The sequence below is a fragment of the Nitrosomonas sp. genome (assembly GCF_019635155.1).
Lineage (GTDB): Bacteria > Pseudomonadota > Gammaproteobacteria > Burkholderiales > Nitrosomonadaceae > Nitrosomonas.
Genome location: NZ_JAHBZY010000048.1, coordinates 1 through 1,341, shown reverse-complemented (window position 1 = coordinate 1,341; position 1,341 = coordinate 1). Strand labels below are relative to the sequence as shown.

Genomic DNA, 1,341 nt, shown 5'->3' with positions numbered 1-1,341 from the left:
CTCGCTTTCGCCGATCACTTTCAGCGGCTCGACCGGCACGCCCATGCGGAATTCCATGTGATGCACCTTGCCGTCGCGGCGGATGGTCAATTTCAACCATTCCGACAACGCATTCACCACCGATACGCCAACGCCGTGCAAACCGCCGGAGACTTTGTACGAGTTGTCGTCGAACTTGCCGCCGGCATGCAGCTCGGTCATAACGATTTCCGCAGCGGAGCGTTTCAATTCGTCGTCTTGCTTGATGCCGGTCGGAATACCGCGGCCGTTGTCGAGCACGCTGATGGAATTATCGGGATGAATGGTCACGGTGATTTCGTCGCAATGCCCGGCCAATGCTTCGTCGATGGCATTGTCGACGACTTCGAATACCATGTGATGCAAACCGGTGCCGTCGCTGGTATCGCCGATATACATGCCGGGCCGTTTGCGCACGGCATCGAGGCCTTTCAGGATTTTAATGCTTTCGGAATCGTAGTCGCTTTGACTGCCGTTGGTTGGATTGGAATTGTGATCAGTCATCGGGTTTTATGTATTTTCCATGAAGTGTAAAAAAACTGAACAACCGCAGCGGCTGGTTATCGATAACCAAGGCTGGGTTAAATCCGCATCGGCATAACGATGTACTTAAACGCCTTGTTGCCGGGGATCGTCATCAATACGCTGCTGTTAGCGTTTTCAAAGGCGCATTGCACGGTTTCGCTGGAAACGTTGTTCAACAGATCGAGCAAGTAAGTGATATTCAAACTGATATCCACCAGTTCGTCCGGGTAGGCAATTTCCAGTTCTTCTTCGGCTTCTTCCTGCTCGTTGTTCTTGCAAATGATGCGCAAACTGCCCTTATCGACGATTAAGCGCACGCCGCGGAATTTATCGCTTTGGTTTGATAAAATCGAAACCCGCTGCAATGCCTGTAAAAATATCAGCCGGTCGATGTCGAACACTTTGTTGTTGCGGGTTGGAATCACCCGGTTGTAATCGGGAAACTTGCCGTCGATGACTTTCGATGTGAGCACGACGTCCGCGAACGAAAAGCGGATTTTATTCTGCAAGTATTCGATCTTAACCGGTTCTTCACTGTCTTCAAGCAGTTTGGACAATTCAAAAACTGCTTTGCGCGGCAAAATCACTTCCTGTTTTTTCTGCGCGGTTTCCAGTTGCGTTGCGATATACGCCAGGCGGTGGCCATCGGTGCCGACGCTGATCAGTTGCTTGCCGTCGGTCAGCAGCAGCAAACCGTTCAGATAGTAGCGGATATCCTGTTGCGCGATAGCGAATTGCACATGATGGAAAAGATTTTTGAGTTCCTTTTGCGATAACGTGATTGCCGCTTCGGATTCC

At 50.8% G+C, this 1,341-nt stretch carries 2 protein-coding genes; both read right to left on the bottom strand.

Translation table 11 applies throughout. The features are described 5' to 3' along the window. Positions 1 to 522, bottom strand: a 522-nt coding sequence (locus tag KF839_RS14780) for an ATP-binding protein (protein WP_292918592.1), incomplete at its 3' end; no start/stop codon positions are given. Between the two features lie 77 nt (positions 523 to 599). Next, positions 600 to 1,341 (bottom strand): DNA polymerase III subunit beta (gene dnaN / locus KF839_RS14775; RefSeq protein ID WP_292918591.1); only part of this gene is annotated, 742 nt, incomplete at its 5' end.